Annotated in this window: 20 protein-coding genes and 2 rRNA genes; 8 read left to right on the top strand and 14 right to left on the bottom strand. The window is 45.0% G+C overall.

All coding sequences use genetic code 11. The annotated features are described in order from the left end of the window. Positions 1 to 23 precede the first annotated feature (23 nt). Positions 24 to 704, bottom strand: a complete 681-nt coding sequence (locus DS891_RS22995) for a DNA-3-methyladenine glycosylase I (protein ID WP_174171032.1) — start codon at positions 702 to 704, stop codon at positions 24 to 26. Between the two features lie 498 nt (positions 705 to 1,202). Between DS891_RS22995 and DS891_RS22990 the strand changes: the two genes are divergently transcribed. Next, positions 1,203 to 1,715, top strand: a complete 513-nt coding sequence (locus tag DS891_RS22990) for an RNA polymerase sigma factor (protein ID WP_010604316.1) — start codon at positions 1,203 to 1,205, stop codon at positions 1,713 to 1,715. Between the two features lie 9 nt (positions 1,716 to 1,724). Here DS891_RS22990 and DS891_RS22985 read toward each other — a convergent pair whose 3' ends face one another. Beyond that, positions 1,725 to 2,174: a TerB family tellurite resistance protein gene (locus DS891_RS22985; RefSeq protein WP_010604315.1), complete on the bottom strand. Its 450-nt coding sequence runs from the start codon at positions 2,172 to 2,174 to the stop codon at positions 1,725 to 1,727. A gap of 54 nt (positions 2,175 to 2,228) precedes the next feature. Here DS891_RS22985 and DS891_RS22980 point away from each other — a divergent pair, with 54 nt between their 5' ends. Beyond that, positions 2,229 to 2,603, top strand: coding sequence for a hypothetical protein (locus tag DS891_RS22980; protein WP_010604314.1), 375 nt, complete (start codon positions 2,229 to 2,231; stop codon positions 2,601 to 2,603). A gap of 211 nt (positions 2,604 to 2,814) precedes the next feature. On the opposite strand, the gene DS891_RS22975 is transcribed toward DS891_RS22980, so the two are convergent. The 6 genes from DS891_RS22975 to fabR form a co-directional block, all read right to left on the bottom strand. Continuing rightward, positions 2,815 to 3,408, bottom strand: coding sequence for a hypothetical protein (locus DS891_RS22975; RefSeq protein ID WP_174171031.1), 594 nt, complete (start codon positions 3,406 to 3,408; stop codon positions 2,815 to 2,817). Positions 3,409 to 3,495: 87 nt separating this feature from the next. Next, on the bottom strand, positions 3,496 to 4,095 hold the full coding sequence (gene leuD, locus DS891_RS22970) for a 3-isopropylmalate dehydratase small subunit (RefSeq protein ID WP_010604312.1): 600 nt from the start codon (positions 4,093 to 4,095) through the stop codon (positions 3,496 to 3,498). Further along, complete coding sequence (leuC, locus tag DS891_RS22965; RefSeq protein ID WP_174171030.1) at positions 4,092 to 5,495, bottom strand: 3-isopropylmalate dehydratase large subunit; 1,404 nt, start codon at positions 5,493 to 5,495, stop codon at positions 4,092 to 4,094. Before leuC ends, leuD begins: the two co-directional genes overlap by 4 nt. 15 nt (positions 5,496 to 5,510) lie before the next feature. After that, the gene (gene leuB, locus DS891_RS22960) at positions 5,511 to 6,587 is read right to left on the bottom strand and encodes a 3-isopropylmalate dehydrogenase (RefSeq protein ID WP_174171029.1); all 1,077 of its coding nucleotides are present in this window, start codon (positions 6,585 to 6,587) and stop codon (positions 5,511 to 5,513) included. Continuing rightward, positions 6,584 to 8,131 carry a 2-isopropylmalate synthase gene (leuA, locus tag DS891_RS22955; protein ID WP_174171028.1) on the bottom strand — a complete coding sequence of 516 codons (1,548 nt, stop codon included), beginning with the start codon at positions 8,129 to 8,131 and terminating at the stop codon, positions 6,584 to 6,586. The genes leuB and leuA overlap by 4 nt, the downstream gene beginning before the upstream one ends. 376 nt (positions 8,132 to 8,507) lie before the next feature. After that, positions 8,508 to 9,131 carry an HTH-type transcriptional repressor FabR gene (gene fabR / locus DS891_RS22950; protein WP_010374371.1) on the bottom strand — a complete coding sequence of 208 codons (624 nt, stop codon included), beginning with the start codon at positions 9,129 to 9,131 and terminating at the stop codon, positions 8,508 to 8,510. Positions 9,132 to 9,256: 125 nt separating this feature from the next. On the opposite strand from fabR, the gene DS891_RS22945 reads away from it, so the two are divergent. Both DS891_RS22945 and sthA read left to right on the top strand, forming a co-directional pair. Beyond that, positions 9,257 to 10,384, top strand: a complete 1,128-nt coding sequence (locus DS891_RS22945) for a fatty acid desaturase (RefSeq protein WP_174171027.1) — start codon at positions 9,257 to 9,259, stop codon at positions 10,382 to 10,384. A gap of 35 nt (positions 10,385 to 10,419) precedes the next feature. Then, positions 10,420 to 11,856, top strand: coding sequence for a Si-specific NAD(P)(+) transhydrogenase (gene sthA / locus DS891_RS22940; protein WP_102055852.1), 1,437 nt, complete (start codon positions 10,420 to 10,422; stop codon positions 11,854 to 11,856). Between the two features lie 50 nt (positions 11,857 to 11,906). Here the strand turns inward: sthA and DS891_RS22935 are convergent, their stop codons facing one another. Together DS891_RS22935 and DS891_RS22930 are read right to left on the bottom strand one after the other, a co-directional pair. Continuing rightward, positions 11,907 to 13,148: a hypothetical protein gene (locus DS891_RS22935; protein WP_174171026.1), complete on the bottom strand. Its 1,242-nt coding sequence runs from the start codon at positions 13,146 to 13,148 to the stop codon at positions 11,907 to 11,909. Further along, positions 13,129 to 13,776, bottom strand: a complete 648-nt coding sequence (locus tag DS891_RS22930; RefSeq protein ID WP_174171025.1) for a methylamine utilization protein — start codon at positions 13,774 to 13,776, stop codon at positions 13,129 to 13,131. Before DS891_RS22930 ends, DS891_RS22935 begins: the two co-directional genes overlap by 20 nt. Before the next feature lie 201 nt (positions 13,777 to 13,977). On the opposite strand from DS891_RS22930, the gene DS891_RS22925 reads away from it, so the two are divergent. Continuing rightward, entirely contained in the window at positions 13,978 to 16,011 is a 2,034-nt protein-coding gene (locus DS891_RS22925) for a glycoside hydrolase family 97 protein (protein WP_174171044.1), read from the top strand. 115 nt (positions 16,012 to 16,126) lie between these two features. After that, the gene (locus tag DS891_RS22920) at positions 16,127 to 16,327 is read left to right on the top strand and encodes a hypothetical protein (protein ID WP_010604304.1); all 201 of its coding nucleotides are present in this window, start codon (positions 16,127 to 16,129) and stop codon (positions 16,325 to 16,327) included. Positions 16,328 to 16,452: 125 nt separating this feature from the next. On the opposite strand, the gene DS891_RS22915 is transcribed toward DS891_RS22920, so the two are convergent. Beyond that, positions 16,453 to 17,865: a glycosyl hydrolase family 18 protein gene (locus DS891_RS22915; RefSeq protein ID WP_174171024.1), complete on the bottom strand. Its 1,413-nt coding sequence runs from the start codon at positions 17,863 to 17,865 to the stop codon at positions 16,453 to 16,455. A gap of 282 nt (positions 17,866 to 18,147) precedes the next feature. On the opposite strand from DS891_RS22915, the gene DS891_RS22910 reads away from it, so the two are divergent. Beyond that, positions 18,148 to 18,801, top strand: a complete 654-nt coding sequence (locus DS891_RS22910) for a S24 family peptidase (RefSeq protein ID WP_010604302.1) — start codon at positions 18,148 to 18,150, stop codon at positions 18,799 to 18,801. Between the two features lie 34 nt (positions 18,802 to 18,835). On the opposite strand, the gene DS891_RS22905 is transcribed toward DS891_RS22910, so the two are convergent. After that, complete coding sequence (locus tag DS891_RS22905; protein WP_174171023.1) at positions 18,836 to 20,008, bottom strand: MFS transporter; 1,173 nt, start codon at positions 20,006 to 20,008, stop codon at positions 18,836 to 18,838. Positions 20,009 to 20,088: 80 nt separating this feature from the next. Here DS891_RS22905 and DS891_RS22900 point away from each other — a divergent pair, with 80 nt between their 5' ends. After that, entirely contained in the window at positions 20,089 to 20,901 is an 813-nt protein-coding gene (locus tag DS891_RS22900) for a helix-turn-helix domain-containing protein (protein WP_174171022.1), read from the top strand. A 212-nt stretch (positions 20,902 to 21,113) separates the two neighbouring features. On the opposite strand, the gene rrf is transcribed toward DS891_RS22900, so the two are convergent. Continuing rightward, positions 21,114 to 21,227: ribosomal RNA gene (gene rrf / locus DS891_RS22895) — 5S ribosomal RNA — on the bottom strand. Between the two features lie 117 nt (positions 21,228 to 21,344). After that, positions 21,345 to 21,607: ribosomal RNA gene (locus tag DS891_RS22890) — 23S ribosomal RNA — on the bottom strand; the annotation flags it as partial.

The raw sequence follows: 21,607 nt of genomic DNA, 5'->3' as shown, positions 1-21,607 counted from the left end.
GCGATCATCTCTATTTTTAGCGCCTAGCGAATATTATCACCAACACTCATTGACACAATTTGGCTTAACTCTTGTAAGCTAAGCCCGCTATATTGACGCATTTCATTGAAAAACTGCTGCGCCGATTGCAGTGACTTCTGACTTTGTAAGCCTCCGTCTATGATCTTCTCGGCACGTAGCACCGTTTCGACGTCTTTACTCAGTAAAAACGTATCTTTACCTAACACACGAAGTGCGTAAGGCCCAGTATTCCCACCGAGTCTCGAACCATGCTTTTTCAAGTACAGCCACAGACCTACGATATTGTCTTCAGGCCAGTGTGCGACGAAATCACTAAAGCGACCATACTGTTGTTGCACTGCAAAAATCATATGGCAATTGTCAGCGATACTTTTTACCTTTTTAGCATTACGAATGATCCGTTCATCCTGACTACGTTGCTCATACATTTCAGGTGACATCATAAGCAACTTCTCAATTGAGAATTGCCAAAATACTTCTCTAAAGCCATCCCACTTATTATCAACCACCGCCCAATAAAACCCGCTCTGGAAAATCTTGCGAGTAAATTCTTCTAGCCATTGATCATCACTTAATGCCAATAGTGATTCGGCACTCAATGGTTGGTTAAGCTTAGCTTTTAGCGCCGCCTCAGAGCCTTTGCGCTCGGCAGCTCTATGATAAATTTTTTCGAATACTTTCATGCTCATGACCGAGTTTGATTGTTATCAAATACAGGGTAACTTATCTGACTTTTCGGTGTGAGTTAATTTTAATAAAAGTAGATTGCTCAGGTTGCTCTTATACAAGACAGATATCCCTTTAACATCATACCAACACCATCAATATTAAGAGCAGCTCAAAGCCGACTCTTTTTTCCAAGCACCCAACAAAGCACATTGTGATTACCGCTCCCTAACGAACAGTCACACAGTTAGTTTTCATTTTGTTAACTTAACCACTTCCATTGTTAGAGAGCACCAAGCTCACCTTGTAGAGATAAAGCCCATGTTGACCGTAATCTGCTAGCAACTTTCTCAGTAATTGTAATGACAATATAATGTTAATATATGGTGCAAAAAATTGCGTAAAAGTATTAATTTAACTTGACATGAACCCATAACAGAAAATAAGATCGCACAGCAAATGATAAGTGTTTTCATTTGCAATGGTAAAATATAATTAACATAGGAGTGTGATCTGTGTCCAAGTTTGCTATCAAGTGGGCTAACGTTATTTCAGACAACAAAGGGAAGGTACTCGCGTATCTCAACAGTATCTTAAAATGCCCCTATCTTGCCGAAGATGCGTTACAGGACACTTTTATCCGTCTTAGCAGCATGTCACATACACAAAATGCGCAAATCAATAACACAACGAGTTTCTGCTTCCAAGTGGCTAGGAATATTGCAATCGATATGCTTAGAAAGCAAAGTCGAGAAAGCTTAGTTGCCCTTGAGGCAACGCATGTAGAGTACATGTCAGACACAGATTCAGATATCGAAAACAAAGTCGAGTCGGCGCAACTGGATAGACGCATGGACTCAACAATCCAAAAACTGTCAACTCGCCATCAAAATATCATTAGCTTTTATCGTACTGGTCGATTCAAACAAAAAGAAATTGCGAAGCTTTATAAAATCTCACCAACCTTGGTTAACTTTATGATAAAAGAGGCTGTACACAGCTGCCAAAAGGAGTTTTTAGCTCACTAGAATAGAGGATTATACACTAGCTGATTGTTGTACTCGTAGCTTCGCAGCAATGAAATCAGGGTGGGCAACATAAAACAGCCCGGCTATTTTCCGAATTATATGGTCTTCATGACTGTCTAACTCACCATCAGCATAAGCAACGTGCCACAACAGCTCAATGACCTCGATGCGCTCAATGTCGCTGGTGTGATTGTTCACTTGCTTGGCAAAAGAATACATATCTACTGCCTGTTCCACCAATTGCTGCGCTTGTGTTATCAGTGCACTGACTTGTGGTTCAGGCAATTCACAACGTGTTTTGAGTAACTCCGCAATTTTATCGAATTCCGACTGTTGTAGTTTGCCGTCCGCTCGCATCACTTCGACCAGTAATGCAGCAAGCGCGGTATTAAAGTCGATTTCTTGTCTCGGTGACGACTCCTGCAAACTTTGAAATAGTTTTTTAAGTTGGTTAAGCAAGTGACTAAACTCCCATGTGATATACTAGTAATGTAGCAGACTAAAAGGATGGTTATGCGTAAGTTATCATTGAGACTAAATTCATTAAAGCTAAGTTCCCTAATTGTAAGCGTAACATTGCTCTCAGCGTGCCAATACACACCGGTTCCAAGAGGCGAACCTGAAAAACTTTATGACTTTGACCATAAAGTACATTATGAGCAAACCACGTATAACGATGACCACTTTCGACTGGCAATTAAGCCAGATAGTTATGCGCATTTTAGGCAACAAAGCGTTTTTTTGCTGCGCCATGCCAAACGCTTATGCCAAGGTAGTAACCCACAATTGACATTACTCGGTGGCGTCCAAGGCTTTGATAAGATGCCATTAGAGCCAAGACCTTACCAGAATGACTTAACAGTAGACGTAAAGTGTGTGGCCAAATAGCCACACATTTTTGTTAGCGCTATAAATCTTTTTCTGTAACCCGCTCTGGGTTTAGTCTTTATACCAGTTGTATTAAGTAAATGATCTATCTTGAAGCGGGGAAATAGCTTTAGTGGCAAGGCAAAAATTTTGCTATTTAGTTGTTCTAAATGAGAAATTTTTAACGAAGCTAATATTATATTTCACCCTTCAAATTGATTAGAGAATTAATTCAATTGGTATTATATCCCCAGGGCGCTTTTGGTGCGGTTATCGGTTTTGTTAAATCAAAGTCCACTCGGAACTCTCGCCCTTCACGCACTAAACGATAGGTAAACTGCTCTGGATAGATATACATCTGCCATGTATTTCCAATTGATTGTGGGATCCCTTGTTGGACAAATAACTGTTTTGAGTATTCATCAGCAGGGAACGACTGCACGGTATTAAATCCCGCATCTAGGGTATGACCCCCATACATAGTAGAAACATCGTCACTGCCATCTTCATGGCGGTGATCGTGCTTTAAGCTCAAACCACTCCCTGTTTTGGTGATGATCCAAGTTCTTGAAGCATCTTTTCCTACATGAAATGGGACTTGAAGCTCAGCGTCGCCACATTTACGAACGTGCATCACAAGACGCGCATCGCTAAAGCTGCTTGGACCTTGATTATCCACCGTTACTTTACCTTCGTAGGCTTTACCACAATGCGCTTTAATAGCGTCAAAAAATGCATCATGGCTTGGGATGGAAACCAGCGGGGCAGGACGCGCGAAGGCTGCGCAGCTCAAGGTTGCGAGTAGCGCTAAAGTTAATTTTTTCATTGGAGACACCTAAAACAAATAAAGCCAGAGCTTAATCAGCTTCTGGCTTTGTGGCAAAATTATTCGACCAAATTGAGTAAACAGCTATTATTGCCAAGGTCTTGTCGTAGCAAGCTGCTGCTCAAAGGCATCAATTTGGGCATTTAATAATTCGGTCTCACCGATAAAGTCAAGGCCACTCAAGAGGCGTGCTTTGATGTCTTCTCGCACCTCAAAGTCAATTGGTGCAATACCCGCTCCGCTTATCTGCTGCGCTTCTAGGTCAATACTCAAATGCACTTGTGATTGTTGCTCACATGCATCGAAGAGCGTATCTAACGTGCTGGCTGGTAACGCAATGCAAAGCATTTGGTTATTACCACAATTGTTAAAAAAGATATCGGCAAAGCTCTCGGCTAAGATCACGGTAAAACCATATTGTTTTAGTGCCCAAGGAGCATGCTCACGAGACGAGCCACAACCAAAGTTGTCACGCGTTAACAAGATTGACGCGCCCCGATATTGTCGATAGTTAAGTACAAAATTCGGATCTGGCTGGCCATCGTCAAGATAGCGCCAATCATAAAACAGCGCTTTATCAAACCCGTCGCGGCTGGTTGAAGTTAAAAACTGCTTGGGAATAATTTGGTCTGTATCAACATTGTTTTTGTCTAATGGCGCAACTAGGCCCTGATGAAACACGCTCATGACGCCTCTCCTCGAATATCAGTAAAGTGACCTGCAATTGCCGCTGCGGCAGCCATTGCTGGACTCACCAAATGCGTACGACCGCCTCGCCCTTGACGCCCTTCAAAGTTACGGTTTGAGGTCGATGCACAGCGTTTTTCTGCGCCAAGCCGATCATCGTTCATCGCCAAGCACATAGAGCAGCCCGGTTCTCGCCACTCAAATCCCGCAGCTTTGAAAATATCGGCTAAGCCCTCTTGTTCGGCTTGCTGCTTTACTAATCCAGATCCTGGGACGATTAGCGCTTCAACGCCTGCCGCTACGTGCTTACCCACCACCAGTTGTGCCGCCGCACGCAAATCTTCAATACGGCTATTGGTGCAAGAGCCAATAAATACGGTGTCGACTTTGGCATCGCTTAGCCTTTGTCCTGCTGTGAGGCCCATATATTTCAACGCGCTGCGCATCGCATCCGCTTTGACTAAATTAGGTTCATCGTCAGGGTTCGGTACTAAGTCATTAATACCAATGACTTGCTCTGGACTTGTCCCCCACGTTACTTGAGGTTGTACACTGTCAGCATCCAGCTCCACGACACGATCAAATTCAGCATCCGGGTCGCTATGCAAGGTTTTCCAGTAGTGCACCGCAGCATCAAAGTCTTCGCCTTGAGGTGCAAATGGGCGACCACGTAAATACGCAAAGGTTTTCTCGTCAGGTGCGATCAAGCCAGCTTTCGCCCCCATTTCAATACTCATATTACACAGCGTCATCCGCGCTTCCATCGACAGCGCTTCGATCCCCGTCCCACAAAACTCAGCCACATAGCCAGTGCCACCAGCTGTGCCTAATTGCCCAATCACAGCGAGGATCAAGTCTTTTGCAGTCACGGTCGGACGCAAGACGCCATTCACTTGAATTTTTAACGATTTGGCTTTTTTCTGCTGTAATGTTTGCGTGGCCAGCACATGTTCAACCTCTGATGTACCAATACCGTGAGCCAGCGCACCAAATGCACCATGCGTTGAGGTATGGCTATCGCCACATACAATCGTTGTACCCGGCAAAGTGATCCCTTGCTCAGGTCCCATTACGTGCACTATGCCTTGGTTAATCGAATTTAAATCGTAAAGTACAATGCCGAACTCTTCACAGTTTTGTGCCAACGCCTGTAGCTGGTTTTTGCTCACCTCACTGGCAGCATCAATCGAACGGCTCTTGGTCGAGACATTATGATCCATTGTCGCAAAGGTTTTTTCTGGACATCTTACCGGACGGTTCTGCTCTCTTAATCCCGCAAATGCCTGCGGTGAAGTGACTTCGTGTACTAGATGACGGTCAATGTACAAGAGATCGGTTTGCTCATTTAATTTAGCAACCACATGGGATTGCCAAATTTTATCGTATAATGTTTTTGCCACTTGCTCTTACCTTTATTAAACCCTGTCGACGATCGCTTGCGCGACATCCATAGTAGTAAACCCTGCTTGAGGATAGATATCCGGTGTACCTACACCATATTTCACCGCCTCTGCTACTGCCTTTTCAATTGCGCGTGCCGCTTCGTCTTGCCCCAATGAATAACGTAGCATCAGCGCGGCACTTAAAATTTGTGCGATTGGGTTTGCCACCCCTTTCCCGGCGATATCTGGTGCTGAGCCGCCTGCTGGCTCATATAAGCCAAAGCCCGATTGATTTAGACTTGCCGATGGTAATAACCCCATGGAACCCGTGATCATTGCACATTCATCAGAAAGGATGTCACCGAACAGGTTGTCGCACAGTAGCACATCAAACTGGCTTGGTTGCTTTACCAACTGCATCGCAGCGTTGTCGATATAAATATGATCAAGCGCCACATCTGGGTATTCTTTCGCGACTTCATTGACCACTTCACGCCACAGTACACTGGTTGCCAGCACGTTGGCTTTGTCTACAGACGTCACATGATTGCTTCTAAGTCTCGCTGCATCAAAAGCAAAACGGGCGATGCGTTCGATTTCTTTGCGCGAATAGGTTTGCGTATCAAACGCTGACTCGCTTTCGCCCTCACCTTGGCGACCTTTTTCGCCAAAATAAATCCCGCCTGTAAGCTCACGGACGCATAAAATATCAAAACCTTGCTGGCTAATGTCACTGCGTAGCGGAGAGGCAGCGCTCAATGCGGGTAATAGCTGCGCAGGACGCAGATTACAAAATAGCTGAAAGTGCTTTCTAAGCGGTAATAAGGATGCCCGTTCTGGTTGCTCATTTGGCGGTAAGTGCTCCCACTTAGGCCCACCCACAGAGCCAAACAGAATCGCATCAGCGGCTTCACATGCGGCCAATGTCGCCGCGGGTAAGGCTTCGCCAAATTGGTCTATGGCCGCACCACCAATCGCTTGTGGTGATTTTTCTAAAACAAAGTTGAACTTAGTCGCCACTTTATCTAATACCAGCTCAGCGGCTTGCATCACTTCTGGACCAATTCCATCTCCAGCTAGTACTGCGATTTTGTAGTTTGTTTGACTCATCCTGCTTTCCTTTGTTGTTTTAGGCTAGACACTTTTTGTGCTCTATCAATTAGGTTATATACTCGGATCATGGCTCTCACTGACGCTTCAACAATGTCGGCTGCAAGTCCCACACCGTGATATTGCTTACCATCAAACTTGGCAATAATATCGACTTGGCCCAGTGAACTTGCCCCTTTACCCGTCGCATCAAGGTTATATTCCACCACTTCCACCGCCATGCCAGTGATACGTTCAATGGCTACAAATGCCGCTTCTACAGGACCGTTACCGGTTGCCGCTTCTTGCTTAAGCTCACCATTCAAGGCAATTCCTACTGTCGCGCTCGCGATAGATTGAGAGTTAGAAGATGCATTGACGAACTGTAATTGGTAGCGCTCGTCTTTATCTTTGATTTGGTTGAAATAAATCATCGCTTCAAGGTCATAGTCGTAAACCGTGCCCTTTTGATCGGCTAACGCCAAGAAGCTTTCATACAGGCTATCCATATCGTAATCCGATTTCTGATAGCCAAGCTCGGTAAGACGATGCTCAATAACATGTCGGCCAGAGCGTGAAGTCATATTTAACTGGTTACTCGGTACGCCAACGGTTTCTGGTGCCATGATTTCATAGGTGTTTTGTGCTTTTAATACACCGTCTTGGTGAATACCTGAGCTATGTGCAAAGGCATTTTCACCCACAATTGCCTTGTTTGGCTGCACCGGCATATTGCAGATTTTAGCAACTTGGCGCGACGCGCGATAAATCTCTTCGCTACGAATATCGGTGTGCACTTTTAGGTGGTCTTGGCGCATCTTCATGATCATCGCCACTTCCTCTAGTGAGCAGTTACCTGCACGCTCACCAATACCATTGATGGTACATTCGATTTGTCTTGCACCGGCTTGTACCGCCGCGATTGAGTTTGCCACCGCAAGTCCTAAATCGTTGTGACAATGGACGCTTAGTCTGGCTTTGTCGATGTTAGGCACATTATTACGAATATGGTAAATCATCGCTGCATACTCGTCTGGTGTGACGTAACCTACGGTATCAGGCAAGTTAATCGTGGATGCACCGGCATTAATCGCTGCTTCAACAATACGACACAGATCAGCGTGTGGCGTACGGCCGGCATCTTCACACGAAAACTCAACATCATCAGTGTACTTTCTGGCTTGAGAAATGGCCTTAATCGCCATGTTAGTCGCATCATCTAGACTCATTCTTAACTTATGTTCTAGGTGCAGAGGACTGGTTGCAATAAAAGTGTGAATGCGACGCTGCTCAGCACCTTTAAGGGCTTCGCCACACGCGTCGATATCTTTACCAACCGCACGCGCAAGGCCACAAATTGCTGGACCTTTTACCTCGGCAGCAATGCGTTGTACCGCACGAAAATCAGCCGGACTTGATACTGGAAAACCCACTTCCATGACATCCACATTGAGACGACTAATGGTATGCGCCAGTTGTATTTTATCTTCTTCTGTTAAGCTGGCTTTTAACGCCTGCTCACCGTCCCTTAATGTTGTATCGAAAATCCAGACTTTATCTTGCATACCCTTATCCTCAGCCAAAAAAAACCCCGCAAGTGCGGGGTGTCTACAGTAAATGTCGCTCAATTCGCGCAATTACACCCCACCCCTCTGGTTTACCAGTAGGAGGTTAAGAAAGAGTGAAATACGCACAGTCATTTTCATTGAGCTAAGTGTTCCTGTTGATGAATTGGTTATGTTTTAACATGCTTTAAAAGCGACAATCAAGCATAAATTATCCCAAAAACAGAGTTTAAATCTCGATTTATTGGCAAATAAAATCACAATAACGCCAAATTTAGAAAATACATTTCAAGATCAGAAGTGAACACAGATAGGATATGAAGTGAGCAGGGTATTTTTGAATTTTAATTACCAATAAAAAAATAGCCAATTTAGGCTATTTTTTTATTGGTTCTGGATGTTTTGCATAACCAGAGGCACCTTTTGCGATATACCGCAACTGCCACTTCAAACGCTCGGTCAGTTCAGCGCGTTGTGGGGGGTCTTGATCCAAAGCCTCAGCACCAGAGCTAAATACTAAGGTGACCATTGCTTCAGCTTGCATGTGGGCGTGATGGGTATCTACTCCCGTTTCTGTTTCAAGGTAATGAGCAAGCTCTAAGATAAAATGTTTGATTTCTCTAGCCACGGCGGCACGAAACGCAGGTGACGTACCCGAACGTTCACGCAGTAATAAACGAAACTGGTTGCTCGACTGCTCAATAAATTCCATGAAGGTGTGCACAGAAGTATTGATCACGCTACCACCTTTAGCGATGCGACGTCTTGCTTGGCGCATTAATTGTCGCAAGGTTAAACCCGCTTCATCTACCATAGTCAGCCCGAGCTCGTTCATATCCTTAAAATGTCGATAAAAAGAAGTAGGTGCGATACCCGCCTCTCTTGCGACTTCACGTAGGCTTAAATTCGAGAAACTATGCTCAGCACTTAGTTGATTAAATGCCGCTTCGATAAGCGCTTGACGGGTTTTCTGTTTTTGTTGGGCGCGTACACCAGCCATGGACTTTCCCCAATTCGCTTCGAAAAATAAGAACAATAAACCGCAGTCTAAACCTTGACGCAGCAAGAATGAAATACTATTTTAGCGTACAGTTGTACGCTGAAATTAGATTTTGAGATTAATTGATGAAAAAACCACCCATTTTATGGACCAATGTACTGTTCTTTAGCTTATCGTTTTTAGCTGCGGTCACTTTGGTGCCTTGGTATGGCTTTGAATACGGCTATACCACCAGCCACTGGGTAGCTTTTGTTGCCTGTATGTTTTACGCCGGTCTGTCGATCACCGCTGGGTATCACCGCTTATGGGCGCATAAAGCCTATGACGCCCATCCTATGATTCAAGTTATTTTTGCGTTGGGTGGCGCATTCGCGTTACAAAACAGTATATTACATTGGAGTAGCGATCACCGTGTGCACCACGGCCAAGTCGACGACCCAGTAAAAGATCCGTACGCTGCAACACGAGGCTTCTGGTATAGCCATATCGGTTGGATGCTGAGAGATTATCAAGGCGAGACTTACGGTGATTATAATAACGCCAGAGACTTACAACGTAACCCTATCGTGATGTGGCAACATAAACATTATATGAAGTTGGTGCTACTTACGAATATCGGCATCCCGTTAGTGCTAGGTTTATTACTCGGTAATGTGTTTGGCATGTTGTTACTTGCAGGCGTGCTCAGACTCGTACTCAGTCAACATTTTACTTTCTTTATCAATTCACTGGCGCACATTTGGGGTAGTCGTCCTTACACCGAAAAAAATACCGCGCGAGACAATGGTTTGCTAGCTCTATTCACTTACGGTGAAGGCTACCATAACTTTCATCATATTTTTGCCAGCGACTACCGTAATGGTATTCGCTGGTATCACTATGACCCAACTAAATGGCTGATCCGCACTTTTGCAGCACTGGGCCTTGCCAGTAAGCTAAAACGCACTCCGGTTGAGCGCATTGAAAAAGCCAAAGCGGAGACCTTGTTGAATAAGACTAAAGTCAGTCTCGCAAAATTGCCTTTGGCGCAAGATAAGCTTACATTGTTACAACAAGAGTATGATTTACTTCTTAAAAAGCTTCAAAACTACTGTACTGTACAAAAGCAGGTACTCGAAGCGAAGAAAGAGGCAGTACTTGCACAGTGCGAACATTCCGCACTGATGCAACAATATAAAGAGCTAGAACAAGCTTGGGAAAGCCAAAAACAAGCTTGGATTGCACTAAATTCGAGGCTACTGAAAACGGCATAATGTTCAGCGGCCTCAATAACTAAAGGGGTGAGGCCGTGAGCAAAAAAGCTGCAGAAAAAACCGAAACTGTTCCACAATCCTATCAATACGATGCCATTATTATAGGCACCGGACCTGGCGGCGAAGGCGCCGCCATGAACCTCTCTAAAAGTGGTAAAAAAGTCGCGGTTATCGAACGCCAGCATGCGGTTGGCGGTGGCTGCGTTCACTGGGGCACCATTCCCTCAAAAGCGCTTCGCCATTCTGTCAGTCGTTTAATTGAGTATAAAGCGAATCCACTTTACCGTTTTACTGAGCGCCCGCAGCGCCATACCTTTCAAGATATTTTGCACCATGCCAGTGATGTGATCTCAAAACAGTCAACATTGCGTTCTAGCTTTTATGGTCGTAACCGCATTCACTTATTTCAAGGCGATGCCAGCTTTGTTGACGCGCATACAGTACAAGTCATTCACCAAGATGGTTCACAAGAGCTACTCACCGCTAAAACCATTGTAATAGCCACAGGCTCGCGTCCATACCGCCCACCAGGCGTTGATTTTAACCACCCTCGAGTCTACGACAGCGACACTATTTTAAGCCTTGAGCATAATCCTCAGCGCGTATTGATATACGGCGCGGGGGTCATAGGCTGTGAATATGCCTCAATCTTTAAAGGACTTGGCGCAAAGGTAGACCTCATCAACACCCGCGACCGCTTATTGGCCTTTATGGATGCCGAGATCTCTGACGCACTCAGTTACCATTTTTGGAATAATGGTATTGTTATTCGCCATAACGAAGAGTTTGCGAAAGTAGAGACCCATGACAAAGGGGTTATTGTGCATCTACAGTCTGGCAAGAAAGTACGTGCTGACTGTATTTTATGGGCCAATGGCCGCTCCGGTAATACCGAAACACTCAACCTTGCAAGCGTAGGCCTAAAGGCTGATAGCCGTGGCCAGCTTAAAGTCAACGAACACTATCAAACTGAAGTGGACAACATTTTCGCAGTAGGAGATGTGATTGGCTATCCCAGCCTAGCCAGTGCGGCGTTCGATCAAGGGCGTATTGCGGCCAATGCAATTGTGCATGGTGCCTGTGATGATCGTTTGATCACCGATATCCCAACCGGCATTTACACCATTCCAGAAATGAGCTCTGTTGGTAAAACAGAGCAAGAACTCACCGCTGCGCGCATTCCCTATGAGGTGGGCCGTGCCCAGTTTAAACATTTGGCTCGTGCACAGATCACAGGCACTGAAGTCGGTAGCTTGAAAATTTTGTTCCATGCAGAAACCAAAGAGATATTAGGTATTCACTGCTTTGGTGAACGTGCATCCGAGATCATCCATATCGGCCAAGCCATTATGGAACAAAAAGGAACGGGTAATAATATCGAGTACTTTATCAATACTACCTTTAACTATCCAACAATGGCCGAAGCCTATCGCGTTGCAGCATTAAACGGCATTAATCGTCTGCTGGATTAGCGCATCGTATGGCATGAATAAGCGTGACACCTTGAGCGTCACGCTTATTGTTATAAATTAAAACGATACTCCGCGCTGAGTCGCCACACATTATCGCTTTGCTTAGGTTTACCATTAAAAGCCTCGCGGTTTGCAACTGTGGTTGTCAGCCTCAAAAACTCACCGCCCACCAGCCAATTGCTATTAATTCGATACTTCACTGTAGCGGTCAGTGCATGGCCATCACTTTGGTTTGGGTCGAACTGCCAATCATCTTTATCGATGACTTTGAACTGCTCCCCCCGCATGGAAAAGCGCCACTCATCGCGCTGATGTGTGAGTAGCAAAAACCAACTATTAAAGTCATTATCGACGCCGCGATTGACTCCCATGGCGGTATTACCCAGCATGCCTTGTGCAAGTATATGCGTCTGCGGGGTTAACTTGTAACGCCAAGCTGCACTAATAAATTTAGTGTCCCACGCATACTGCCCAGTTCGGTAGTTGATCTTACTTGGATCGCCATTATTATCGTACCAATAGACATTGATCTCACTGCGGTTTGAAAATTCGCGATGATATCCAAGATAATAACCAAATCGGCCATCTACTTCCGAAAACGGTTCAACATGCTGTGCTTGATGTTGTAGCTGCGGTGTGTTCAACGACTCTACCGCGGCAAAGGGGAGACTTTCGTTAAACACCGACTGCCTATCATGCACGGTAAAACCTCGCCATGCGAGTAAAGTGCCAGCCGGATCATTCCCCTTAAAAACACCAAACACACCTTTGAATCCCTGACCGCGGCTACGACGCGTCTGCGGCTGCTCAATCGCGACTTCACCTCCAAATACTCGCACTTCCTCACCTATCCAAGCGTTGATGGCCGAATACTGATATGTATAGGGTGATGACCAGCCAATATCTGGGTTCTCAATAGAAAACTTCGGATAAAAGCCGCCCGCTCGAACAATAAAGCGGCGACCATTTTTAGGCAGTGTTCGATACTGCAAATACAGTTCTGTAAAGCCGAGCTTGTCACCTGGGTCTGGCACATACTGTGTTACCCCGTGCAAAGACCAAGCGCTGGCAAAATCTACACGCCAATCAATAGCGCCACGGCTAAGCGTAATATCTGACTCCCCTTTCCCAAAACGCGTAACGCCCCACCCAGGCTGATACCAAGCTTTACGATTATCATCATGCTGCCAAGTCGTTTGCAGTTGTCCTTGTCCAGAAATCTCAACGGCACCTGCTTTCCCTATCGCGAATAATGCCAGAGCGGCGCTTAGCTTAGTAATCATCGAAGCCATCGGAGAAATCCTGAAGTGGGGCAACCAGTGTTTGCTTAATTTGATAGGTAATTGCTTGAGTGTTGTTCACAGCAGAGAGCGGATGCTGTTCTATTTTGTCTATATTTTCGAATCTTTCATGCCATACATTCAGCTTAAGTGCGCTGGCTTGCTTGGCACCTAGGTCGATTGATACTTTGCCGCTGCTATCCGTTACCGCAAATAATGGGCTATCTACAACCACGATATAACCCAACATCCAATCGTGAATATTGCAGCCAAGCTCAACCACACCGGTTTGATCAAATAATACTTGTTTCGGGTCATCGCGATACAACTTAAGCTCGAATGGCTTTGCAGCAGAGAACGAATAGACGTGGTGCAGAATGGGATCTAAATTTGGAAACGAGACTTGTGTGCCAGCTTGCACCATCAAAATATGTGGCACAAACGCCTTATCCTTTTGCTCCATTTTATAATCTAGCATCGTTCTTTTGTTATCAAAGCTATCTCCTTGCAACCACACCGCGGCATTCGCGAGCGGCTGTTTATCAGCATCGACTATTTGCACTTCAAGGGCATTGACTAGACCGGCTTGTAGCATTGCCATCACAACAGCAATACGCCCAAAAATTGTTAGGTTTAGCATAAGCAGTTCAACCTATCCTTATTATTTTTCTTAGCTTGTCTACACTAGACCGAGCGGAATAATTATTACATTCATCGCATTTACAGCATGAATACGTATGCAACTTTTACGTGAACGTTAGCATACAACAGTAAGCTTAGCTTATGTGCAAAAGAACACGAATTTTCGTGCCGACAACAAGAAGGAAAAACTATGCGCCCCATGTCACTTTCCCTGATCGGATTAAGCTTGTTTACGACTACGAGCTTTGCCGCATCTTTAGCTGTGAGTTCGCCAGATGGCAAAATCACTTTTACCTTGAGTGATGATAACAGCCAACCGTCCTACCAAATCAGCTTTAACGACAAAACCATTATTCAACCATCTAAACTTGGTTTTGATTTCGCAACAGCTGCATCGATGCGCGATGGCTTAAGTATCACCACACATCAGCGTAATAGCGTCGATAGCAGTTGGCAACAGCCTTGGGGTGAAGCCCGAGTGATCCAAGATAAGCACAATGAGCTTGCTGTCACCTTTGCTAAGCAGACAGACAAATCGCCGCAATATACTGTGCGTGTAAAAGTATTTGATGACGGTGTCGGCTTTCGCTATGAGGTTGCTCAAAATCAAGCGCTTAATATCACCAGAGAATTGACCGAGTTCGCCTTTGCACAAAGTGATAAAAGTACCGCGTGGTGGATCCCTGCTCGTGGCTGGAATCGCTATGAATATGTATACAACACCACACCACTGCACGATGCCCCACATGTGCACACCCCGTTTACCTTAAAGAATCAAGACGGAGTTCATATCAGTGTCCATGAAGCGGCTCTAATTGACTATGCGGGCATGACCTTAAACCAACGTCGCCCAGGAACATTTGTTGCCGATCTAACACCTTGGTCAGATGGCGTTGCTGTCAAAACCAATGGTAAGTTCAATACACCTTGGCGCACCCTACAAATAGGCGATGAAGCCACCGACTTGTTGAACTCCCACCTTATTTTAAACCTCAACGAACCAAATAAGCTCGGTGATGTATCTTGGGTTGAGCCAGGTAAATACATCGGCATTTGGTGGGGTATGCATATCAACAAAAATACCTGGGGCAGCGGCGAGAAGCATGGAGCGACTACAGGGCGTACTAAAGAATATTTGAGCTTTGCCGCTGACAATGGCTTTGATGGAGTATTAGTTGAAGGTTGGAACATAGGCTGGGATGGCGACTGGTTCTTCAACGGTGATGTCTTTAGCTTTACCGACGCCTATGCTGACTTTAATATTGATGAAGTAGCCAAGCACGGAGAAAGAGTAGGTGCACGCCTAATTGGTCATCACGAGACTTCAGGTAACGTCAGCAACTATCGCAATCAAATGGAGGCGGCTTTCGCACTCTACGAAAAAGCAGGCGTTCGCCAAGTTAAAACCGGTTACGTAGCCGATGGTGGCAACATCAAACGCATTGATGCCAAGGGCAATGCCAGATTCGAATGGCACGACGGTCAATTTATGGCAAATGAGTACTTAGACAACGTCAAACTTGCGGCCAAGCACAAGATCAGTATCAATACACATGAACCAATCAAAGATACCGGCCTGCGTCGTACCTATCCAAACTGGATTGCGAGAGAAGGGGCAAGAGGGCAAGAGTTCAACGCATGGGGCACGCCACCAAACCCACCAGAGCATGTGCCAATGCTTGCCTTTACCCGCATGTTAGCAGGCCCAATGGACTTTACTCCGGGTATTTTTGACATGGGCTTCAACGGCCTTGGCGATAAAACCAACCGCCCACAAACCACCCTCGCCAAACAATTAGCGCTTTATGTTGTGCTTTATAGTCCAATTCAAATGGCGGCCGATTTGCCAGAAAATTACTTAGCAAAGCCAGATGCTTTTCAGTTTATTAAAGACGTCCCCACTGACTGGGAACACAGTATCGCACTTGCAGGAGAAGTGGGTGACTATGTTGTCTTTGCCAGAAAGGAGCGCAAGCATAAACAATATAGTGGTAACGATTGGTTCTTGGGCGCAGTAACTGATGAGGAAGCGAGAGAAATTCCTATTACTTTAGATTTCCTTGAGTCAGGTAAAACCTTTGAAGCGCAAATCTACGCGGACGGTAATAAAGCCGAATGGAAACAAAACCCGTATGAAATGAATATTTACCGCAAAAAGGTAACAAGTGCCGACAAGCTGACATTAAAACTGGCTGCCGGCGGCGGCGTTGCTATTCGTTTTAAAGCGCTTTAAACATAAGGTGACTACCCAGCAGCTGGGTAGTCACCGCTTTGGGCTGTACATTTAGTAAACTATACAGTAGGGTAAAATAGTCTATTAAGACATTCTTATTTCAAAGGAAAATAATATGAAACTTACCCTAGCAAAGAAAAAACTAAAACAATTAGACTATCAACAAAGTCAACTTGCCGCAAAGCTCACACCGCAAGCAGCCGGTGGTAGAGGACCAGAAACCGGCGTTATGTGTGAAACGACTAATAACGATTACTGGTGTCAACGTCCAAGTTCGCCAGCTGTTACCTGCAGCGTGATGGAGCGCTGTTTATAATCATTTCCCACCATATATAGGCTAGATATTATAAAAATATGTAGTTAGCCTATTTCTCAGTCAAACTCTCTATATGCTCAACGGCCAGCTCTCACTCGCCGCCGAGCTGAGTTATAAGTAATAATTTACTGACATTGATAGCTTGGTGTTACACCATTAGCAACTTCCCATTTCGCTGTTAATAGCGACGCAGGGCCATTACTGTCATGGGATAGCTCCCAATTCATAATGCCACCGGCATTGAGCTTAGCGTACTGCGTTTTTGCGCGGATCGTCGGGATACCATTGTAGTAGCTGCTACCATCACTATCGCGACAGGCATTGGCAGGGTTCTCCTGCAGTAAGGTGCGATACGCTTTCCAAGTAGGTCTTGCATAAAATGGTACGCCTAATACCGTTTTTTCTTTACTGAGCCCACGACCTTGCCAGTAAGCTATTGAGTCTTTGGCGTATTGCATAGAAGCATGATCAGTATTGTTCGCGTCGTACGCCATCAAATTTAAAAAGTCGATATCTTGGAATACAGATTCCAACACGCCACCACCGGTATAGCCAAGCGCCACCACAGCTGCCGTCAAGAATTTACCTCTGGCGCGTAACTCAACGCTTAGTTCCTTCATCAGTAATGCATAGTTATTTGCTGAAGCACCGGGATCTGGATATTCCCAATCCATATCAACGCCATCTAGATTATGCTGCTCTACAAACGCAATGACCTCTTGCACGAAACGGGCTCTGCCTTGCTGTGAACTAGCGAATGTCTCAAATGCACTGTCGTCGCCCCCGTTCCAGCCACCAATGGCAATCCCCACTTTTACATTGTTGGCATGAGCTGAATTTACTAGCGCTGTCATTTTGCTTAAATTTTCAAGCGGTCTCAGTGTGCCATCTGCATTGGGTAGTAAAAATGAGTAATTGATATGGGTGAGTTTATCCAACTGAATATCACTCACGGCTCCCTGCCAACTTGGGAAATAGCCGACAATTTTAAAATTAGGATCGCCAGGAGGAACCTCGTCAGACACGACACTGAAGTTCACCGCACTCGATTCTCCTCGTGCCCCAGACACATCAGTTGCAGAGACAGTTAATGCGCGATTACCTAGTCCCTGCGCTTGCCACATCACCTCATAAGGTGCACTGTTGTCAGAGGCGACAAGCGTGCCATCGAGATAGAATTCAACACTGTCGATTGCCGTGCCTTGCGGATGGCTTACTGCCGCCGCTAGGCTAACTGATGAACCCACTAACACTCGTGCGTTACTGCTTGGAGAGGTGACCGAAACCTGGGGCAATGGCGTTACAGGATCACAACTGCCGTTTGCTTGCCAGACATCATAAGTATTAGAATTTTGCGCTGGGTTTTGGTTTTGTGTCCACCATTTCGCGGTGTATTTAGCTGACTGATAGGTGACAGCATCACCACCTGTATATACCTGCTGTGATTGCCATTGTGTTAAGTTGCTACAGTCAACCGCCAGTGCAACTTCCATCGCGCCCAAGAGCGGAAGTGCAATTAATAAATTTGTATATTTCATTACCTTTTTCCATGTTGTATGTCGGCTAAAGCAAGTCGTGCCGAGTTTAAATAAATGTTAACTTGCGATTCTTAGCCTACCAGCATGGACAAATTTCGTACAACGTAACTCACTACGACCTTAGTCTAATGAAAATAGAAAATACTTCTCCTCTTTACGCCATTTATTCATCCGTGATTATGCTCGTTTATAAAATGTCCAACTAGTGCAGCGAGACTGTACAGATAAGGCTTAGCTCAGTATGCTTGCGGGTTTAGGCGCTATAAAGAGAATAATTAAGAGATGAGTACGGCATTTTCAAGACGATTTGTAACCTTAGTCGAGCAATTTGCAGGCGGCAATAAGCGCCAATTTGCCCAGTTAACAGGTAAATCCCCTTCCCATATTTACCGTATTTGTCGCGGCTTAAGTCGCCCTTCAATGATATATCTTGAGCACCTTTATAGCCTATTTGCCGTTGATCTAAACTGGTTACTCACCGGTGAACAACCCTTAGATAAACCACAAGGTCAGCTTAAAGATGAACTTACCCTCATACCTAAACTTGATATTGAGGCCAGTGCAGGTATGGGCAGTGTAATTGGTCATGAAGAAGTTACCGAGCAGTTTGCACTCAACCGTCGTTGGCTAAACTCCCATCTTGGCGTGTATTCAGAGAAGCTCGCCTTTGTCTCTATCCGTGGTGATAGTATGCAGCCCACGTTGCTAGACGGCGACATGGTACTCGTTGACCTTTCACAGAATCAACCCAGTAAAGATGCGGTTTATATCATTCAAACAGAAGAGGGTCTCATGGCTAAGCGAGTGCAACAAAAGCACTCTCAGCTCAAAGTGATCAGTGATAACCCTGATTACCCGAGCTGGGAGATCACCGCTGATAATGCCGACAGTCACGGCATTGCAGGGCGTGTTGTTTGGTGTGGTCGCAGTATCTAAACTGCAATGTCACTATTCGTGTGATGCTGGAGCATCACACGGATTTAGCCAGCTTTTCCTGCACATTGGCTGTATTCACAAATTGACTCAACACCAATGAGCACACCGCAAGTGCAGCACCAAAGTAAAACACTAAGGATTGATCGTATAACCATACTAAGCCAAAGCTTGCTGGGATCACTACTGCTGCAATATGGTTAATAGTAAAGCTAACCCCAGCTGTTGCTGCGATATCTTCTGGCCGAGCAATTTTTTGAAAATAAGTTTTGAGTGCAATGGCCATCGCAAAAAACAGATGGTCGATGACATAAAGCGCTGCTGCAAAGCTTGCTGACTCTACCAATGCATAACCAATAAATACAAAAATGAGTCCCACATATTCGATTGTCAGTGTTTTACGCTCACCAATATGCCCAATCATTTGACCAATTTTGGGGGCGATAAATATGTTTATCAAATGATTCAACATATAAAGCGCGGTGATCTGTGCAACATCAAAACCAAATTTTTCCACCATTAAGAAACCCGCAAACACCATAAATATTTGTCGTTTCGCACCCGAGAAGAAAATCAAGGCGTAATATAGGCTGTACTCTTTTCTCAAAATGAGCTTTTTATGCTGCGTAGTATGCATTTCAAAGGTTGGAAAGCCGATAAACATAAATAGCGCAATGATAAAGCCAACCCCTCCAATAAGCAGATACATCCACTGATAGTCTGCGGAGAAGTAGCTAAAACCCAGCCATATTACCGCATAGGTGATCAGAGAAGCGATGGATTTAATAGAGAGCAAGATACCTAGTTTGGCCGGTGCCTCATCTTTATTGAACCATTGTAAACTGAGAGATTGATTCAGCGTCTCGAAATAGTGAAAACCTATCGACATTAACACTGTAGTTGCATACAAACCATAAATAGTAGGCAACAAGCCGGTAATGGCGACGCCAAGCGACAGCAAACACAAGCTGATCAGTGCGAAGGTTTGCTCCTTTAACACCAATAAAACAAATACCGCTGTAAACGCTAAAAACCCGGGGATCTCACGCAGGGATTGCAACATTCCCATATTAGCGCCATTGAAGTTTGCGGCTTCAATCGCAAAGTTATTGAGCATGGCCATCCAGCCTGCGAATGTAACGGCCATAACTACGGTAGCGAGCACTAAGAAATTAAAAGGACTTTGCCATCCTTGAGAAGCATTCTTCATGATTATCTCCACATAAAGCACAACTATTAAAAAGTTATGGCTATAATATGGCCACACGTTAATTTCTGATATACATAATTATGCCAAGTTCTTTATCAAAACAGACAACTTCTCCTTGGCGTATTCAGCCCAAATATAAGCGCTTCTTAAAGCCAACCCTTGGCCGGCCAATCCTGCCAAGAGCGGTAAAAAAAGCGGAGTGGGAGCATGTTCAACGGCACCAACATGAGTGGGGGCAGCTTGCATATACAAGCAATGGAGTCATCACAATTGTAACTCCTGAAGGCACTTTCGTGATCCCTCCCGACCAAGCTTTGTGGCTACCTCTGGGCCTTCCACATGAGACGTATTGTCGCTACGGTGGAGATTTTCGTAGTGTCTATATCGACAATAAATACACCGAGTTGCTAGGGAATAAAGCGAAGCTAATTGCGGTAGATGAACTACTGAAGCAATTTATACTGGAGATCTGTACTTGGCAGGAAGAGTACCACTTAGATGAAAAAACAGAGCGATTTATTACGGTCTTTATTGATAGATTAACATCAGCTACAACGTGCCACTTTTTTATTCCAAGTGCACAGGATGCTCGGATCTTACCCATTGTGACCGAGCTACATACAAATCCAGGATGCAAAATAAGCTTGGAGGCCTGGAGTGATCAAGTCGGCGCATCAACTCGCACACTCAACCGCTTATTCCACAAATGTTTTATGATGGGCTTCAGTGATTGGCGCCAGAAATTAAGAGCTATCAAAGCAATTGAGCTGTTGAAAGATGGATACTCTCAGCAACAAGCAGCTGAATATTTGGGTTTTGAATCTACCGCCGCATTTAGCAATGCGTTTAAAAAAGTCTTTGGCAAACCACCGGGACAGTACATTAAAAAGTAAGATAATTTGAGATCAATAAATACTTTCCCAGAGAATATTATGAATTCACAAATCGGCGGGTAAACCGTCTCCCACGATACATGTTTATACTGTGGTGGGAGCGAGTCTATGGTAGGAGCGAGTTTACCTCGCGAGATTTTTAGATCTCAAATCTCTATGCCCCAAACAGCAAAAAACCCGTCGCATTGCTGCAACGGGTTTCTTTAATAAGGCCCTGACGATGTTCTACTTTCACATGGGTAATCCACACTATCATCGACGCTGTTTTGTTTCACTTCTGAGTTCGGCATGGGGTCAGGTGGTTCCAAAACGCTATGGTCATCAGGAAATTCTGTTCATTAATGAAGTATCCTTCATTAATATAAATCTGGAAAAAGCGATTAAATTCTTCTGTCTACTTTAGTCTATTAACTTCTGTCGCTTATAAACCACTTTGGCGTTGTATGGTTAAGCCTCACGGGTAATTAGTACGAGTTAGCTTAATGCCTCACAGCACTTCCACATCTCGCCTATCAACGTTGTAGTCTTCAACGGCCCTTCAGTTGACTCTAAGTCAAAGTGAGAACTCATCTCGAGGCCTGCTTCCCGCTTAGATGCTTTCAGCGGTTATCAGTTCCGAACGTAGCTACCGGGCAATGCAATTGGCATCACAACCCGAACACCAGCGGTTCGTCCACTCCGGTCCTCTCGTACTAGGAGCAGCCCC

Origin of the sequence: Pseudoalteromonas sp. JC28 (genome assembly GCF_013319255.1) — a bacterium.
Lineage (GTDB): Bacteria > Pseudomonadota > Gammaproteobacteria > Enterobacterales > Alteromonadaceae > Pseudoalteromonas.
The sequence above is the reverse complement of the archived record's forward strand: the minus strand, read 5'-3'. Positions and strand labels throughout refer to the sequence as shown.

Coding starts and splice junctions, on each gene's coding strand:
- DS891_RS22910 (WP_010604302.1), top strand. CDS start 18,148: ATGAGTACGGCATTTTCAAGACGATTTGTAACCTTAGTCGAGCAATTT.
- DS891_RS22915 (WP_174171024.1), bottom strand. CDS start 17,865: ATGAAATATACAAATTTATTAATTGCACTTCCGCTCTTGGGCGCGATG.
- leuB (WP_174171029.1), bottom strand. CDS start 6,587: ATGAGTCAAACAAACTACAAAATCGCAGTACTAGCTGGAGATGGAATT.
- DS891_RS22945 (WP_174171027.1), top strand. CDS start 9,257: ATGAAAAAACCACCCATTTTATGGACCAATGTACTGTTCTTTAGCTTA.
- leuA (WP_174171028.1), bottom strand. CDS start 8,131: ATGCAAGATAAAGTCTGGATTTTCGATACAACATTAAGGGACGGTGAG.
- DS891_RS22975 (WP_174171031.1), bottom strand. CDS start 3,408: ATGAAAAAATTAACTTTAGCGCTACTCGCAACCTTGAGCTGCGCAGCC.
- DS891_RS22995 (WP_174171032.1), bottom strand. CDS start 704: ATGAAAGTATTCGAAAAAATTTATCATAGAGCTGCCGAGCGCAAAGGC.
- DS891_RS22980 (WP_010604314.1), top strand. CDS start 2,229: ATGCGTAAGTTATCATTGAGACTAAATTCATTAAAGCTAAGTTCCCTA.
- DS891_RS22935 (WP_174171026.1), bottom strand. CDS start 13,148: ATGGCTTCGATGATTACTAAGCTAAGCGCCGCTCTGGCATTATTCGCG.
- DS891_RS22920 (WP_010604304.1), top strand. CDS start 16,127: ATGAAACTTACCCTAGCAAAGAAAAAACTAAAACAATTAGACTATCAA.
- DS891_RS22930 (WP_174171025.1), bottom strand. CDS start 13,776: ATGCTAAACCTAACAATTTTTGGGCGTATTGCTGTTGTGATGGCAATG.
- DS891_RS22900 (WP_174171022.1), top strand. CDS start 20,089: ATGCCAAGTTCTTTATCAAAACAGACAACTTCTCCTTGGCGTATTCAG.
- leuD (WP_010604312.1), bottom strand. CDS start 4,095: ATGAGCGTGTTTCATCAGGGCCTAGTTGCGCCATTAGACAAAAACAAT.
- DS891_RS22925 (WP_174171044.1), top strand. CDS start 13,978: ATGTCACTTTCCCTGATCGGATTAAGCTTGTTTACGACTACGAGCTTT.
- DS891_RS22905 (WP_174171023.1), bottom strand. CDS start 20,008: ATGAAGAATGCTTCTCAAGGATGGCAAAGTCCTTTTAATTTCTTAGTG.
- fabR (WP_010374371.1), bottom strand. CDS start 9,131: ATGGCTGGTGTACGCGCCCAACAAAAACAGAAAACCCGTCAAGCGCTT.